The organism is Vibrio sp. THAF64 (assembly GCF_009363455.1).
GTDB lineage: Bacteria > Pseudomonadota > Gammaproteobacteria > Enterobacterales > Vibrionaceae > Vibrio > Vibrio coralliilyticus.
Window position 1 is genome coordinate 1,463,940 of record NZ_CP045356.1, and the last position, 15,279, is coordinate 1,479,218.

Annotated in this window: 12 protein-coding genes; 5 read left to right on the forward strand and 7 right to left on the reverse strand. The window is 46.6% G+C overall.

Going from position 1 to position 15,279, the window contains the following annotated elements; translation table 11 throughout:
• Positions 1-22: 22 nt before the first annotated feature.
• A complete protein-coding gene (locus FIU99_RS23105) occupies positions 23-922 on the forward strand; it encodes a helix-turn-helix domain-containing protein (protein WP_006961526.1) in 900 nt (299 codons plus the stop codon).
• Positions 923-1,215: 293 nt separating this feature from the next.
• Positions 1,216-2,589, forward strand: coding sequence for a YjiH family protein (locus FIU99_RS23110; protein ID WP_006961525.1), 1,374 nt, complete (start codon positions 1,216-1,218; stop codon positions 2,587-2,589).
• A gap of 69 nt (positions 2,590-2,658) precedes the next feature.
• Here the strand turns inward: FIU99_RS23110 and FIU99_RS23115 are convergent, their stop codons facing one another.
• Positions 2,659-3,618 carry a nitrilase family protein gene (locus FIU99_RS23115; protein WP_006961524.1) on the reverse strand — a complete coding sequence of 320 codons (960 nt, stop codon included), beginning with the start codon at positions 3,616-3,618 and terminating at the stop codon, positions 2,659-2,661.
• Between the two features lie 94 nt (positions 3,619-3,712).
• Here FIU99_RS23115 and FIU99_RS23120 point away from each other — a divergent pair, with 94 nt between their 5' ends.
• Entirely contained in the window at positions 3,713-4,576 is an 864-nt protein-coding gene (locus FIU99_RS23120; RefSeq protein ID WP_006961523.1) for a LysR family transcriptional regulator, read from the forward strand.
• Here the strand turns inward: FIU99_RS23120 and FIU99_RS23125 are convergent, their stop codons facing one another.
• The 4 genes from FIU99_RS23125 to FIU99_RS23140 all read right to left on the reverse strand — a co-directional run bounded on the left by FIU99_RS23125 (position 4,577) and on the right by FIU99_RS23140 (position 10,574).
• Positions 4,577-5,608, reverse strand: coding sequence for a hybrid-cluster NAD(P)-dependent oxidoreductase (locus tag FIU99_RS23125; RefSeq protein WP_006961522.1), 1,032 nt, complete (start codon positions 5,606-5,608; stop codon positions 4,577-4,579).
• 61 nt (positions 5,609-5,669) lie between these two features.
• Positions 5,670-7,331: a hydroxylamine reductase gene (gene hcp / locus FIU99_RS23130; RefSeq protein ID WP_152472566.1), complete on the reverse strand. Its 1,662-nt coding sequence runs from the start codon at positions 7,329-7,331 to the stop codon at positions 5,670-5,672.
• A 368-nt stretch (positions 7,332-7,699) separates the two neighbouring features.
• The gene (locus FIU99_RS23135; protein ID WP_006961521.1) at positions 7,700-9,547 is read right to left on the reverse strand and encodes a M3 family metallopeptidase; all 1,848 of its coding nucleotides are present in this window, start codon (positions 9,545-9,547) and stop codon (positions 7,700-7,702) included.
• Between the two features lie 118 nt (positions 9,548-9,665).
• The gene (locus tag FIU99_RS23140; protein WP_006961520.1) at positions 9,666-10,574 is read right to left on the reverse strand and encodes a LysR family transcriptional regulator; all 909 of its coding nucleotides are present in this window, start codon (positions 10,572-10,574) and stop codon (positions 9,666-9,668) included.
• Positions 10,575-10,720: 146 nt separating this feature from the next.
• On the opposite strand from FIU99_RS23140, the gene FIU99_RS23145 reads away from it, so the two are divergent.
• Together FIU99_RS23145 and FIU99_RS23150 are read left to right on the forward strand one after the other, a co-directional pair.
• Positions 10,721-11,887: an MFS transporter gene (locus tag FIU99_RS23145; protein WP_006961519.1), complete on the forward strand. Its 1,167-nt coding sequence runs from the start codon at positions 10,721-10,723 to the stop codon at positions 11,885-11,887.
• Complete coding sequence (locus FIU99_RS23150; protein ID WP_006961518.1) at positions 11,884-12,366, forward strand: hypothetical protein; 483 nt, start codon at positions 11,884-11,886, stop codon at positions 12,364-12,366. The genes FIU99_RS23145 and FIU99_RS23150 overlap by 4 nt, the downstream gene beginning before the upstream one ends.
• A 260-nt stretch (positions 12,367-12,626) precedes the next feature.
• Here FIU99_RS23150 and norR read toward each other — a convergent pair whose 3' ends face one another.
• The gene (gene norR / locus FIU99_RS23160) at positions 12,627-14,156 is read right to left on the reverse strand and encodes a nitric oxide reductase transcriptional regulator NorR (protein ID WP_039952174.1); all 1,530 of its coding nucleotides are present in this window, start codon (positions 14,154-14,156) and stop codon (positions 12,627-12,629) included.
• Between the two features lie 109 nt (positions 14,157-14,265).
• Positions 14,266-15,204 carry a helix-turn-helix domain-containing protein gene (locus FIU99_RS23165; protein WP_006961516.1) on the reverse strand — a complete coding sequence of 313 codons (939 nt, stop codon included), beginning with the start codon at positions 15,202-15,204 and terminating at the stop codon, positions 14,266-14,268.
• Between the last annotated feature and the right edge of the window lie 75 nt (positions 15,205-15,279).

The window sequence follows — 15,279 nt, forward strand, 5'->3', positions numbered from 1 at the left end:
CGCCCCAGTGAGGTCCGTATCAATGTCACAACAAGAGAAACCTGCATTCAAACTGGTGCCTGAAATTGCTTTGTTGGAGCCATTACCTGAGCATCTCAGAAAGCGCTTTGCACATGCATTGAAGCTAATGCATGAAGAACTGGCTGAGCACAGGTCGTGGGAGCAAATAGCAACCGAAAGCGCGATTTCTCCTTATCATTTCCATCGCCAGTTTAGCGAATTGTTTCATGAGACACCGGGGCAGTATCTTAGTCGCTTACGCCTGCAAGTGGCGGTGAATTTGCTGCTCAATGATGAACCTTGGAGTGTGATGGAAATTGCTCACTACTGTGGCTTCTCTTCCTCACAAGCTTTAGGTAAGGCTTTGAAAAGAGAGCTTGGGGTTACCGCGAAACAAATTCGCAAAATGGGTTACGAATCTACACCGCGAGAGACGTCTGAGTTTATTGCTAAGCTTGCTCACCCTGGTACTCAACAATCGATTGAAACTGAATTGGCAGAATCAATGCCGACCGAATTGATTTGGTATCCCAAAAGAGGCATGAAAAAGATTGCTCTGGAAGATCCTGATTGGGATTCGGTTATCGAGCTCTACGGCAAAAGAACAGTCAATTTGCTCGGTGCAACGCCGATAAACCAACTTGAAAAAGTATGGGATCAAATTGAGACGTTCATTGGTGATTGGCAAGTCGACGAAGCTCTCTACGATTTTGTGATTCCTGAAGGGTACTACCTGTGCGCTGAGGTGTATCTGATTTCTGATGTTGCTTACAGTGCGGCTTTAGAAGCGCTGTTTGAGATTGTAGACGAGCAGAAGTTGGAAATTGATGGCAGTGCTTTTTTGATTGAAATGGTTCGTGATATTGAGTTGACCTTAACAGGGGGGGCAACGTTTTCATTTCAGATACCTATTATCCGCTAACTCTATTCATCGGGGCTACTCGAATCACTTTGCTTATGGTTGATGCATAAATAGTCATATTTATGCTCGATATAAAAGTAAGTAATTAAAGAGTCTGTGGTTATTATTAAAGCACGTGCGTACAAAATGCCACCAATTACCTTAGCTCCATAACGTATTGATTTATATTGTTATGCGTTTTTAGTGAATTATTTTTCATTATTTGCTTGAGTGTGAAATCTTTGTCGTTATAATTTCGGCAAAGAGAACTTATTCACTAATTGTGAAAATATAATCATCTAGGGAGCAGTCAGATGAGTGATACACTTTTAGCCGAAGAGAACCACAAAAACAGTCGCAACATATTGATGTTCGCAATTCCGTCTTTGTTGGGCCTTTTCTTTTTCCTTGCACCGTTAACCATTGATGGCAACTTCACCTTTCCGCTAGCGCTGATGGCGAAAGGCGTCAAAGCTATCCTTGGGGATGCGATTTTACCAACAGTCACCGCTGTGATTTGCTTCTCTGCGGTCGCTTCTATTCTTGCCAGTCTCATCAAGCCAACTTTTGTGACTCAATCTGCATTGATGACAAGGCTGTTTGTTCTGACGCCAGTTTGGCTGGTCGTTCGAGTTTTAGGTGCGGTGTTCACTCTTATGGCATTGCATCAGATCGGGCCTGAAGTGATTTGGAACGGCAATACGGGTGGGCTGGTTCTTAATGACCTTCTGCCTTCTTTACTGGTGACTTTCTTCCTAGCCGGTTTGCTGCTACCACTGTTACTCAACTTTGGTTTGCTTGAGTTGCTGGGTACTGTTCTGAGCCGTTTTATGCGCCCAGTTTTCCGTTTGCCAGGTCGTGCTGCGATTGACTGTATGTCTTCTTGGCTAGGTGATGGCACCGTTGGGGTGATTCTGACCAGTAAACAATATGAAGACAAAAAATACACTGCGCGTGAAGCAGCGGTTGTCGCGACTATGTTTTCTCCGGTTGGGATTTCTTTCTCACTGGTGGTATTAACTCAGGTTGGCTTAGAGAATTTCTTTGTCCCGTTCTACTTCTCTATCTGTTTGTCTGGCGTGATTGCCGCGATGGTGATTCAGTATCTGCCACCATTATCGTATAAGAAAGACCTGTACATTGATGGTACTAAGCCTAATCGTAATGACGAATTGGTGCCTGCGGGTCAGTCGGTTATGGGCTTTGGCTTGAAGTTGGCACTGCACAGAGCAAGCAAAGTGAAAAGCCTTGGAGCGGTAGCTAAAGAAGGTGTGCACAACGCACTGGACATGGTAATCAGCGTGCTACCTGTGGTTATGGCGATCGGTACTTTAGGTCTGGTTGTCGCTGAAACGACACCATTATTCTCATTGCTGGGTGCACCGTTCATTCCACTGCTAAATGCGTTGAATGTTCCGGAAGCGGCTGCGGCGGCAGAAACTATGCTTGTTGGTTTTGCTGATATGTACGTACCTTCGATCATTGCAGCGTCGACGATTAATGCTGATCTGACCAAGTTTGTTGTGGCAGCGTTGTCTGTAACTCAGCTGATTTTCATGTCAGAGACTGGTTCTGTAATTCTAAGCAGTAAAGTCCCTGTGAACTTTTTGGAGTTGGTAGCCATCTTCCTGCTAAGAACGCTAGTTACGCTGCCAATCATTGTATTGGTCGCACATTGGATCTTTTGATACGTTGATTGACATTGCTTGATGAATTAGCCCGCTAAGTCTGACTTAGCGGGCTAACTTGTATATGGGCTATTTATCATCAAAGCGGGCATGGTACGGATCCAGCTCATGCCCAAGAGGTTGGGTCAGATCGGTGTATAAGTCCGGTCGTCGTCCACGAATCCAACGTCGACCAGTACACATTTCCAGCTCTGTTGGGTCGAGTTCCGCTATCACCATATCGTCTTCGACACTGTCCGTTTCAGTGATGATCTCGCCATAAGGGTTAAGAATCATCGCATTGCCAGTACGCACTTCATCAACATCGACGCCAACGCCGTTGCTGAATATTAGGAAAAGGCCATTATCGTGAGCACGGGCGGGTAGCCAGCGCATCAACCACTCTCGGCCTTTTCTGCCTTGCATCTCCGATTTGATCGCCTGCGGGTTGGAATCTCTGTTGTGCCATAGTTGAGGGTCAATGAGCCCCATAGCGTTCGGGCTTCTCGAATGGCAGCCGCCTGTCTGGTGGGGGGCTAACAACAAGTCAGCGCCTTTAAGAGCCGTGATGCGAACATTCTCAACCAGATTGTTATCCCAGCAAATCAAAATACCCACTCGCCAGCCGTGAGGCGTATCGACTACCGTGTATTCGTTGCCACTGCTCATGTATTGGCTAACAAAAGTATGCAATTTACGATGTTTAGTGATTTGACCATCTGACATGGCGAGAATAAAGGTGTTGTACAAATTGCCGTCGGCATCAATTTCAATCAGGCCAGCACCAATGGTGATTCCCGTTTCTCGTGATAGCTCCAGCAAAGCCTGACTGGATGGGCCGTTAGGCACAGCTTCTGCCTGTTGTTCAATCTCATGGCGTTCCAGTGTGTTGAGGTGCCAGTAGCCGCTGATGCACATTTCTGGAAAGGTAATAAGTTCTACGCCCTGAGTTTGAGCATCATAAACAAACTTTTTGATTGTCGAAAAATTGTACGCTTTGTCTCCGGCGTGATGGTTAAATTGAACCGATGCCACTTTCAGCTTCTTCATTGTGATCTCTCCAGTTAAGTAACTGACATCGAGTTTAGATATCTTTATCAATTCCATATAATGAAAGATATTCGACATTCAATGAGTAATTGGAATGGATTTGGAGCACCTGAAAGCTTTCTGTGTATTGGCAGAGAGCAAGAACTACCGCTTGGCATCGGAGCGTCTGTTCATCACCCAGTCAGCGCTAACGAAAAAGATTCAGCGCTTGGAAGAGAAGACGGCTGCTCGTCTGTTTGAACGAGGCAGGCATGGTGCAGTACTGAGTGCCGCGGGGCAGACCCTGTTGCCTGAAGCTAAACAACTGGTCGAACGGTTCGAGCAGTTTCACCGACTGTCTGAGCTCGTTTCTCAGGGCGTAGCTGGACATCTCAACATTGGCTTTGGTATTTCGACATATCATCAGGCACCGCACTGGGTGGCACAATTTAAACAACGTTATCCCGATGTCAGCATGACGCTCAATGACATTCCTTCTCAAACTCAGTTGGAGAAATTGAATAGCGGTGAATTGGATTTGAGCTTCAATCGAATACCTGATGAAGGCAGATACGATGCAGTAGCGCTTTATTCTGATCAGTTGGTTGTGGCTGTCCACGAGAGTGAGCACTTGGATGAAGGCAATCTCTGGTGTTCGTTGCGAAACATGCATTACCTCAAATTGGCCTCCAATCGTGGCCCCGGGCTCAATCTTCAGATTGAACGTTACTTGATGAGTCAGCACCAAAATTTAGCCGCGGATCAAGAAGCAGATGATATTTTAACTTTGCTGGCATTAGTGTCTGCGCGGCTTGGATACACCATTATGCCGAAAAGTGCTCAGCAAATTCATAGCCCAAGCGTACGTTATATACCCTTAGGTGGTGAGTATACCAGTTGGCAGGTTGGGTTGGTTTGGCAGCGAGACAATAGCAATCCACTGGTGTCTCGCTTTGTTGATCTGGTTAAATCGCGCTGATTAACACAACTCAACTTCGACGTCGGACTGAATTTGGCTCGAACACGCTAAGGTATAACCATTGGCGAGATCTTCTTCAGTCAGCGTTTCCGTACTGGTGCGGCTGACTTCGCCCTTAATCACTTTACATTTGCAGGATCCACACATGCCGCTGCGACAGGCGATAATAATTGGCACCCCGTTTTCTTCCAGCACGTCAGCTAAGGTAGCGCCTTGGCTGATTTCTTTTGATACGCCAAACGCTGGCACTTCGAACTGAACAACACCATCTGACGAGCTTTCATTATGAGCTTCGATAGGGGTAAAGCTTTCCTGATGGAATTGCGCCGCCTCAACGCCCAGTGCCAACGCGTTGCTCTCCATATCCTGCATAAACAGAGTTGGTCCGCAGAGATAAACTGTGCGTTGGTTAAGGTCTGGGCAGAGTTTGGCTAACCACTCTCTGTCGAGCCGTCCTTGCGGGTGGCGTGTGCCTGTATTGTCTTTAAGCAGTAACTTCAGGTGGAAATTTGGGTATTGCGCATCCATGGACTCCAGCTCATCAAAGTAGATAGTCTGAGCAGCGCTTTTCGCCATGTGAATAAAGGTTATCTCGACGTCTGCTTTGGTTTTCAGCCAATGTTTTGCCATCGACATGACAGGTGTGATGCCGCAACCTGCACTGAGCAAAGCCACTTTATGCATCGGTGGGCAATCGATGCTGTTGAATGGTCCAGTCGGCGCCAGTGCCAAGACGCTATCTCCGGAATTGAAGTGGTCAATGATGTAGTTGGATACCAAGCCATTCTCGACTCGTTTGACGGTCAATTTAAGATGCGATTCCCCCGGTAACGAAGAAACAGAATACGCGCGGTATTCCACCTTGCCGTCGAACTCAAAACCTAACGAAATAAACTGACCCGGTTTGAAATCAAATCCATTTGGTAGGGGAGTATCAGAGGTCAGAGTCAAGCTGACGGTATCCGATGTTTCCTGCCATTTATCAACACAACGAAGTCGGGCGGGTTGGTTGTTTTGCCATTCGCGAATCATAATTCCTCACAAGTAAAAGAGCCCAGCCAAACAAACTGACTGGGCTATCAAAAGGCAGGGATTAAGCTGCTAGGATAGTTTTCAGATCGTCTTCAACATTGCCGATGCTGCGCATGTCGAATTTGTCCTGAATGATTTGGATGAGGTTATCGGTCAGGAATGCAGGTGCGGTTGGGCCTGTATAGATGCCTTTCACACCTAAAGCAAACAGAGTCAGCAATATCACGATGGCTTTCTGCTCAAACCAAGACAGCACGAGTGTTAGCGGCAGTTCGTTGATGTCGCAGTCAAATTCTTTCGACAATGCTAGGGCAAGCTGAATGGCTGAATAGGCGTCATTACACTGGCCAACATCCAGTAAGCGCGGGATACCGTTGATGTCGCCAAACTGATTTTTGTTGAAGCGGAACTTACCACAGGCCAGTGTCAGGATCAGAGTATCTTCAGGCGCGCTAGCGGTGAAGTCGGTGTAGTAGCTACGTTCTGCTTTGTCGCCGTCACAACCACCAACTAAGAAGAAGTGCTTAATGTTCCCTTCTTTGACCTGCTCAACCACTGCTGGGGCTGCACTCATCAACGCATTGCGACCAAAGCCTACGGTGATCATGTGTTCAATTTCATCGTGTTGGAAACCGTCTTGCGCCAGTGCACACTCAATCACCTGACTAAAATCATCACCTTCAATGTGTGCAACACCCGGCCAGCCAACGATGCTACGCGTGAACAAGCGATCTGAGTACTGACCCATGTTCGGGTTCAACAGACAGTTAGACGTCATGACAATCGCGCCAGGGAAGTTAGCAAACTCTTTCTGCTGGTTTTGCCATGCGCTGCCGTAGTTGCCGACCAGGTGCGGGTATTTTTTCAGCTCAGGATAACCGTGCGCAGGGAGCATTTCACCGTTGGTGTAAACGTTGATTCCGGTTCCTTCGGTTTGCTGAAGAATTTTCTCTAGGTCATGCAGGTCATGCCCCGAAACCAAAATACATTTGCCTTTAACTGGTTTAACGTTGACCTGAGTTGGCTCTGGGTGGCCGAAAGTAGTGGTTTCACCAAGGTCTAGCATTTCCATAACTTTGTAGTTCATCAGACCAATACGCATTGAACATTCAAGCAAAGCGTTAAGATCTTCTGGATCAGTGCCTAGCCACGCCATGATTTCATGATACTCAGCGTAAATATCGTTATTGGTTTGCTCCAAGACGCGTGCGTGTTCCATGTAAGCGGCAGCACCTTTCAGGCCGTAAAGGCACAGCAGACGTAAACCAATCACATCTTCACTGATCTCCTGATAGCCACGGTTGACCGCAACCTGAGGAGCAAATTCGAGGATCGCTTCAGCACTCGCTGGTAACTCGAAATTAGCGACTTTAGGTGCGGGCTCAAGTTCAACGTCAGCCAGTTTTGCCGCAGCGAGTGTCTGCTCTTTTAGTCGGGATTTAAACTGCGCAGCCTGTGCAGCGAGTTCAAGAATACGTTCGGGGTCGAAATTCACATTGGTTAAGGTCGAGAAGAAGGCTTTTGGCGCCCATTGATTAACTTCGTCATCAATAATGTCAAAGCGACGAGCTTGTTCTGCCCAGTACGAAACACCTTCAAGGGTATAGACCAGTACATCTTGTAGATCGGAAACTTCAGATGTTTTGCCACACATGCCTTGGGCGAAAGAACAACCTTTAACAGTTGGGGTTTGAATAGTCTGTTCACATTGAATACAGAACATTGCGCTTCTCCAGTAATAGTCTTTATGCGGTCACGCCGCTTGGATTTGTTTAGCGCTATAACTGCAGAGAGCGTGCCACTATTTAAATATTTGATACTTAAAGAATTTACCTTTATTTGGATATGGGGATGTTGTCTAGATGACAACGGTGATGATGTAAATAACACATCAATAAATGCTGCAAAGAGCTAAACAGTAAATAAGATAGTCATTAAAATGTATGAATTTTGAGCTGAGGATAAGTGAGTAAAACAGAAAGTTAGATGATGATTATCATGATGGGGTGAGCTGGAACGCGCGATGTGCTTTTAACATCAATTCCATTAAATGGGAGATGAGCCAGACCTGAATCTGGCTCATAGAGAAGATTAACAGCCGTACGTTTTTGCTATGTAGTCTTCAAACTGCTTGCACATCAGCTCATCGGATGTAGCGTTGTCAGCTAAGCAATCAGCACCATCAACAATACTGATCTTTGCATTCAACGGTGCGGCATCGGGTCGTTCACGGGAGTTTAAATCAGTAATCTTTTGTTTCTGAATTTCCCACGTTTGCTCGGCGGTGAGGCTACATGCCTCGGCAAGATATTTGGCATTGAAGCCTTCCCCCGTCAGACTCTTGATGGTGTCATTGTGAGACAAGTGATTGCCTGCACGCCAATAATGCTCTGCCAGCAAAGGGCCAATTTCAGGGTTGTCAGTCAGGTACCCAAACCTGTTGAGGAAGTAAGCGCGTGTCTGATAGACGGCCATGTTGGCAAGCAAGTAACCGTGATAAGCACAGGACGCTTCGTCAGAAAGTAAATGAGGAATCGCCATCAATGGGCGAGGGCTGCATTCTAGTCCCAGAATCTGCTTTTCACACTGACGAGCCAATGCTGTAATGTGTTCTGCCGTCAGTTCCTCATCGCTAAGCTGATACAAGGCTCGCTCAAAGTAAGGCACCACCAAAATGCTACGTTCCTGATACGCTTTAAACGGCTGGCTGCTATTGATCATCGATTGAATGAGCTCGTCTGGAACTGGATTTCCATTCGCATCCAGAGCGTATTGTTTCAGCCAGTCAGCATCATTCAGCAGGCTGTCACAGAACATGGATTGAGTTTCGGCATAAGCCATGGACGTCGGTGCAAACTCCTGAGAAAAACAAGGTGAGTTCATCTTGACGTTAGCAAAGTGGGCGGCATGTCCCCCTTCATGGAAAAGGGTGTTGATGCCATCATAACCGCTGCCGATCTGATCAGGCTTTGCGTTACTGGTGAAATTGACCTTGGCTGCTATCCATCGCCCGTCGTCATAAAACGAAGGTATCGGGCCGTGGCAAAAACCGTTTTGGTATTTACCTTGACGATCCAGCAAGTCCAGAGTGAGTTCTGCACCAGAGTAATCAATGTTCAGCCGGCCAAAAGATTCTACCCAGCGTCTGAGTGACTTGGAAAACGGAACGTATGGATCCAACTCACGCATCGAATCGCCAGAAAAAGAGTAATTGAAGTTGTAACCTGTGAGCGCATTTTGGCCTTTCTCACTGGCGAGTTTATCTAAGCTGGTGAGATTAACTTGTCTGGTCCGCTGCTCGAAATCATCCAGAATGGTAAACAACTCAGTGGTGGTCATTTTTTCGTTTTTCAGTACTGAGTAATCGAAGAAATTATCGTACCCCAACGAGCGGGCAAACTGGTTACGCAGTTTGACTAAATCGATAAAGCCATTGCCAAGTAACCATTGCTCAAGATCTAACAATGTTTGATGTGCTGACTGGCGCACGGCTTCATTATCGTTTGCCATTATGGTTGAGCGTAGTGCTGGTAAAGAGGCGTCAACTTGTTCTCCTTCTTCGTTGACGTAAACCAGTGCATGATTTTGTTTTTTCTCAAATAGTTCCGTTTCAAATGCTATCAGTTCTGTCTTGAGTGCCTGAGCTTTATCTCCTTCGATAGCGTGTGAGCGGAAAGTGGCTAGCCAGCCTTCAAGCCCTATCTGAGTTTGTTTACGCTTTTCTAAGTCGGCTATTTCATTGAGCGTGCTGAGCTGTTGTTCGATGTCAGAAATCTGATCGGCATTACTCAGGAAGTGAGTCCATGCGGTTTGCGCAGTGGCAAAACGATCATGTTCGTTACTGATCCCCATGTAGGTGTCCCAGAACAAATCTTCTTTGGTACGATGAACGTCTAGGTAACGCTGGTTAAGATCTTTGAGGTATTGAGTTGCAGTCATTTCAGTCCATAAAATGGTGGTGTGAAGCACTATTATGGCATGACTTATATAATGAAATTAGTTACATACGTGGCGTTTTTGATGTTTTCTCAATACCGAGCTCTGAGCGAGTTTACGTTTAACACTCGCCAACGTACTGTGCGGTGATTTCCTCCATAAAGTTGAGCATGGCTTTTAAACGAGGAGAATGAGTGGTTTTGCTAGCGTAAACGGCTGAAATATTCACATGCGGTAAAACGTTAAGTTCATGGGCGATTTGCACTAGCTTGCCGTCACGACATAATTGACGGCAGTAAATGTCAGGTAGCAGGGAAACGCCACTACCAGATGCGACCATATCTCGCACCAGAAGAACATCATCCAGTTGGTTGGCATGTTTAAATTCTATGGTTTGTTTACTGCCATCAGTCATTGTTGAGTACAGCACCGACTGGTTATTCTCCTGCTCGTGATAAAAACTGACGTGCTGTTGCAAAGTCTCCAACGTAGCCGATTGGAGCTCTGGATTCGCCAGCAAGTATTCAGGTGTGCAGAACCAGAGTAATTTCACAACAGTGAGCCTTTTGGCATAAAAACCAGAAGGGGCTAAATCACCGAGCTGAATCGCGAGATCAAGTTTGTCTTCCAGTAAGTGAGCACGGTGCGACATGCTGCGAATAGATAGCTGTATATCGGGGTAACGTTCGGTGAAGGCCTTAAGGTTAGGTGACAATATTTCCCGAGAAAAGGCGAACGTAGTGGCGATGCGGAGAGTGCCGCATAGACTTTGCGATGGAACTTGCTCTTTGATTGCAGACAGGTTCTGCATCAGCGGCTTAAGTTGATTGTATAGCTGTTCTCCGTCTGAGGTCAGGTTCAGATGTCGGCTGTTTCTCTCAAGCAGTTTAATATTCAACGACTCTTCCAATCTGTTTATGGCTCGGCTGACACTGGATTTTTGATTGCCAAGCCTTTTTGCTGCTTTTGAAACGCTGCCAGTTTCTGTGACGGCAATAAATATCGGAAGATCGTTTAGGTTCCAGTCCATACTATCTGCTTTCTCTCTCAATTTGATTCTTTAATAACACATTGAAACCTATATCCAAAGCAACGCTGTGTTGCCAATTTTGCGCTATTTGGCTTGAGTGAAAACTTCTAACCTTTGGCCTATGTCAGCCCTACTTAAGGCCAATAATGAAAACCTCATCAGTTCCTAACTTAACCCGAGCCTGTTTACTACTTGGTAGCAGCTTACTCGTCATGGCCAATGCTGCGATTGCGCCGTCTTTGACTGAACTAAACCATGTGTTTGATGACCCGTTCGGCGTTTCACTGTTAATGACGCTTCCCTCCATTGCGGTCATTGGCTTTGCGCCATTTGTGAGTCGTATGATTGACCACTTGGGGGAGAAGAAAAGCTTAATGTTAGGGCTTGGATTTTATGGAGTCGCGGGTAGTAGTGGCTTGTGGCTGGATTCATTAGCAGCGTTGCTTGTTGGAAGAGTCATTTTCGGGGCAAGTATCGTCATCTGCATGACGGTTATCAACCAGTTGATTAGCGACTACTTTTCAGGTCAGGAAAGAGTGCATTTCATCTCTCAACAGGCCATTGCGGTAAACCTTGGAGGGATTGCTTTTGTCGTTGCCAGCGGTTGGTTAGCCTCTTTGCATTGGCGACTGCCTTTTACTATTTACCTGATTGCTTTGCTGACACTCGCACTGTCGTTAAAAGGAATTCCCTCAAGTAAAAAAGTGCGTACTCAATTTCGGCCTAAACTGGGCTGGTTGGGCTTTAGGTCGGTTTTGCCGTTTTATCTACTTGGGTGTGTGGGTATGTTGTCATACTACCTAGTATTGCTTGGCTTACCTTATCTATTGAAAACGTCTCAAAGTTTCAACAGCTCTGAAACGGGGTTGGCGATGGGGGCGATGAGTCTGTTGTCAGCCTTCGTAGCGTATTTCTTTAGACATGGCGTCATCAACTATGGTGAGAAACTTGTCATGGCACTTTGTCTCATGTGTTTCACCACCTCATTTTGGGCGTTGTCGCAAACACAATATGATTGGCGCGCGTACATAGTATTAGTCAGCACAGGTATTGGGTTTGGATTATTGCTGCCAGTGCTCACTCACCTGATTATTCAGACGAGCATACCAGCGCTGAGAACATCCGTGCTGAGCGGTTTTGTGATGTTCTATTTTCTGGGGCAGGCGTTGAGCGCCTTCGTGCTCGATTTGCAAAACCTGTTTGGTACAGAGCGTTTTTTCCTATTGCTGGGTAGTTTAATTGGTGTGGTAAGCCTATTGTGCTTCAAGTTCGTCCCTGACCTCAGAGAGACGGTTGTGGAGGAAGTGGCATGAATTTCCGCGTGATTGACTCAGCAGGTGTGCCTCAAGCAATGAAAGACTTGGGCTCACTGACACAGATTTTGCGTTCTGCGAGTGAAGATTTCCTGATTCAACCGTTACGTGTGGTCAGTCAAAGCCCGATTTACACTCGGGAAGTGATACTGTGTGATGGCGCTTTGCCTTTGGTTTGGGCCAAATCAACTTTGTTTTCTAAACATGAAAAGACAGTCGCTGCGTATTGCGGCTTGGAAGGTCAATCATTGGGAGAGCAACTGCTTTTCTCCTATCAATCGGTTAAGCGTAGCCCTTATCAATTTATTGAGTGTTCACTTCCTACAATTGAATATTCGAAGCAGTGTGGACTCATTCAAAACCAAGGTCGTATCTCAAGGTTTACATGGCAAGAGCATGACTCGATTCTGGTTTTGATCGAAGTGTTCTATCAGCAGGCACTGAAAATGATCGATACAACTCAGTCGTTGGGAGATTGAAACTTCAACAACGTGGCTGAAATATGTGCTTACAGTGAGAGACAAAGAGCTAACTGAAAACAGTCTAGCGATAAAATGTCGTGAGGAGGGGACAATTACTCAGGTAGCTGTTGATGAACTCATTGTTTATCTCAAGGAAAAACTAAGACAGTCACACCAGAAAGGGGGCTGTTCGGAGGCGACATTTTCTTTGGCTTAGTCTTGTTAGACGATTGTGAGAGATCAGGTAGGCCTGCGGGCCTACCTATGTGTTATTGAACTTAGGCTTCAACGCCTAGCTTTTTCCCCATTCGGTATAAATTGCCGCGATCCATTTGTAGAAACTCCGCCGCTTTAGACCAAGTACGGTTCGATTTTTTCAGTGCGTGAACAATGAGGTCTTTCTGGTAAGATTCGACGAGATCTCTCATTCCTTGGCTACTTTGCGGCAGGTAGTGTGATGTGCTTTTTACATCCGTATTCTCAAAACCGCCGTCAAAGTGATTGAGGTGAATAATCTGCTGTTGCTCCTGAATGGCTCTTAACGCTGCGCGGGTTAGTGTATGTTCCAGTTCTCGTACATTACCGGGCCAGTTCTGTTTTTCCAAAAGCACCAAGGCTTTGGGGTGTAAATGCAAGTTAGGGATGTTGAACTGGCTACGGACTTTTTCCAGAAGATAGCCTGCAAGAACAGGAATATCACCCTCGCGCTTACGTAGCGCTGGAACGGAAATCGGGAACACATTTAGACGGTGGAATAAGTCGGCGCGAAATTGCCCTTGCTCGACTTCATTTTCAAGTAAACGGTTCGTCGCAGCAATAATTCTTACATTGACCAGTAAATGCTTGTCACTACCGACACGCTGCAGCTCACCTTGCTGAATCACACGCAGCAGTTTTGCTTGCAGAACTAAAGGTAGCTCTCCCAATTCATCAAGAAAAATGGTACCACCATCGGCCAGCTCGAATTTACCTGCTCGTGAGCTGTTGGCACCGGTGAATGCCCCTTTGACATGGCCGAATAGCTCACTTTCTGCCAAGCCTTCGGGTAAAGCGGCGCAGTTGACGTAAATCATTGGTTTGTCTCGGCGGCTTGATTGCGCATGGACACTGTGAGCCACTAACTCTTTCCCTACACCCGTTTCACCTGTGATTAGAACGGCATAATCTGATTGAGCGACGGTGGCAATATTGGTTCTAAGCTGTTGAATTTGAGGGCTAAGACCGACCATCTCACCCTGTTTTGAGCGAGCTTGCTGAATCAGGGTTTGGGTGACAGAGCGCTGTTTGCGATTTTGGGCTTTGAGCGCTTTAATTTGGCCAATATTGCGTAACGTGGCAGCCGCCAGTGCTGCGAATGTCTCAATGGTCATTGGCTCTATGGCATCAAACGCGCCGATGTTGAGAGAATCAAGAGTCAGTATGCCGACCAGTTGCCCATCCACGTATAAGCTGCAACCGAGGCAGTCATGCACATCTAGCTCAGCTTCTTCACTGAGTAGTACACCACTAAAGGGATCAGGTAGATCACAATCGGCGCTAAACCGAACCGGTTGCTTGCTTGCCATGATTGCTTCCAGCCTCGGGTGCGCTTGAGGAAAGAACCGTCGACCGAGGACGCTGGTGGACAAGCCTTTCACCGCAACGGGGGTGAGAAATCCATCCTGATCCAAAATGAATAGTGCGCTGGCATCGCATGGAAATACCCGATCAATACCATCAATCAAATGCTGATACTGGGCTTCGCTGTTGAGGTTAGAGCTCAGGTTGAGGGCTATTTCCAATAGCACCTGATTCATTTTTGCATCCATAGCTGACTTCGGTAGTGAACGACGTCAGCCATGCTATCAGCGCGTTGTCGTTTTCACATCGTCACAAAGGATAGAAACGCCATACGTTTGATTAAGGTCAATTTCTCTCTCAGTTTTGACCAAACTGCGCTCTGTACTTCTGCGGTGAAACGCCCACCAAGCGGCGAAAATGATGGCGCATGGTGACGGCGTTATCAAACCCTGCTTGGTTAGCCAATTGTTCGATTGGTAGGGACTCGGTTTCCAGCAACCCTTTTGCCCTTTCGATGCGCTGTTGGATTAGCCATTCTTTAGGGGAAAGGCTGAAACTGGCGCGAAATTTACGATCAAAAGTACGTCGAGACATGCTGGCTTGTTGAGCCCAGTCTTCGACAGTGATTGCTTTATCCAGATTCGCAGACGCCCAGGCGATAGCTTGTGAAAATGTGCCCGGAACTTTGAGCATGGGTGTTTCAACAAACTGCGCTTGTCCGCCTGTTCGGTGGGAAGATATGACCAGCCTTTTCGCGACCTGATTGGCAATCTGATAGCCATAATCGTGACGGATAATCGCCAGACCAAGGTCGAGAGCAGATGCACTTCCGGCCGAACACCCAATCTGCCCGTCCAATACGTAAAGTACATCTTTCTGGTATTCGACATCGGGGAACTGCTCACGAAATGCGTTTTCATACATCCAGTGTGTGGTGGCTTTACGTCCTTTAAGCAGTCCGAGTTTCCCAAGTAAAAAAGAGCCTGAACAGAGCGACAAAACGCGTTTACCATCAGCGACAAACTGACGAATCTCGCGCTGAATCAGGGGAGGAATCGCGTAGTCTCCAGTCGGCCAGCCGGGAATGATCAATGTGTGGTAACTCTTTAAACTCTCTACGAATTTCGTCCTGAGAGTAACACCGCCTGTGCTGTCAAAATCTTTATTCTCCATATTAATGATCTCGCAGTCATACCAAGGATCGAACTCTGGTCGAGGCAAGGCAAACAGTTCCGCAGCGCAGGACATTTCAAACAAGGTGATGTGAGAGTGGGCAAGAATGGCAACTTTGATCATCTGGAAACTCGTTAGTGAGCAATAGTCTTTGGCTGATTATTATCGAATATTGACTTTTAGGCCAGTGTTGAGTTG

Bases quoted from the DNA above. Each gene is read 5' to 3' on its own strand.
- FIU99_RS23105 (WP_006961526.1), top strand. From the start codon at position 23: ATGTCACAACAAGAGAAACCTGCATTCAAACTGGTGCCTGAAATTGCT.
- FIU99_RS23110 (WP_006961525.1), top strand. From the start codon at position 1,216: ATGAGTGATACACTTTTAGCCGAAGAGAACCACAAAAACAGTCGCAAC.
- FIU99_RS23115 (WP_006961524.1), bottom strand. From the start codon at position 3,618: ATGAAGAAGCTGAAAGTGGCATCGGTTCAATTTAACCATCACGCCGGA.
- FIU99_RS23120 (WP_006961523.1), top strand. From the start codon at position 3,713: ATGGATTTGGAGCACCTGAAAGCTTTCTGTGTATTGGCAGAGAGCAAG.
- FIU99_RS23125 (WP_006961522.1), bottom strand. From the start codon at position 5,608: ATGATTCGCGAATGGCAAAACAACCAACCCGCCCGACTTCGTTGTGTT.
- hcp (WP_152472566.1), bottom strand. From the start codon at position 7,331: ATGTTCTGTATTCAATGTGAACAGACTATTCAAACCCCAACTGTTAAA.
- FIU99_RS23135 (WP_006961521.1), bottom strand. From the start codon at position 9,547: ATGACTGCAACTCAATACCTCAAAGATCTTAACCAGCGTTACCTAGAC.
- FIU99_RS23140 (WP_006961520.1), bottom strand. From the start codon at position 10,574: ATGGACTGGAACCTAAACGATCTTCCGATATTTATTGCCGTCACAGAA.
- FIU99_RS23145 (WP_006961519.1), top strand. From the start codon at position 10,721: ATGAAAACCTCATCAGTTCCTAACTTAACCCGAGCCTGTTTACTACTT.
- FIU99_RS23150 (WP_006961518.1), top strand. From the start codon at position 11,884: ATGAATTTCCGCGTGATTGACTCAGCAGGTGTGCCTCAAGCAATGAAA.
- norR (WP_039952174.1), bottom strand. From the start codon at position 14,156: ATGGATGCAAAAATGAATCAGGTGCTATTGGAAATAGCCCTCAACCTG.
- FIU99_RS23165 (WP_006961516.1), bottom strand. From the start codon at position 15,204: ATGATCAAAGTTGCCATTCTTGCCCACTCTCACATCACCTTGTTTGAA.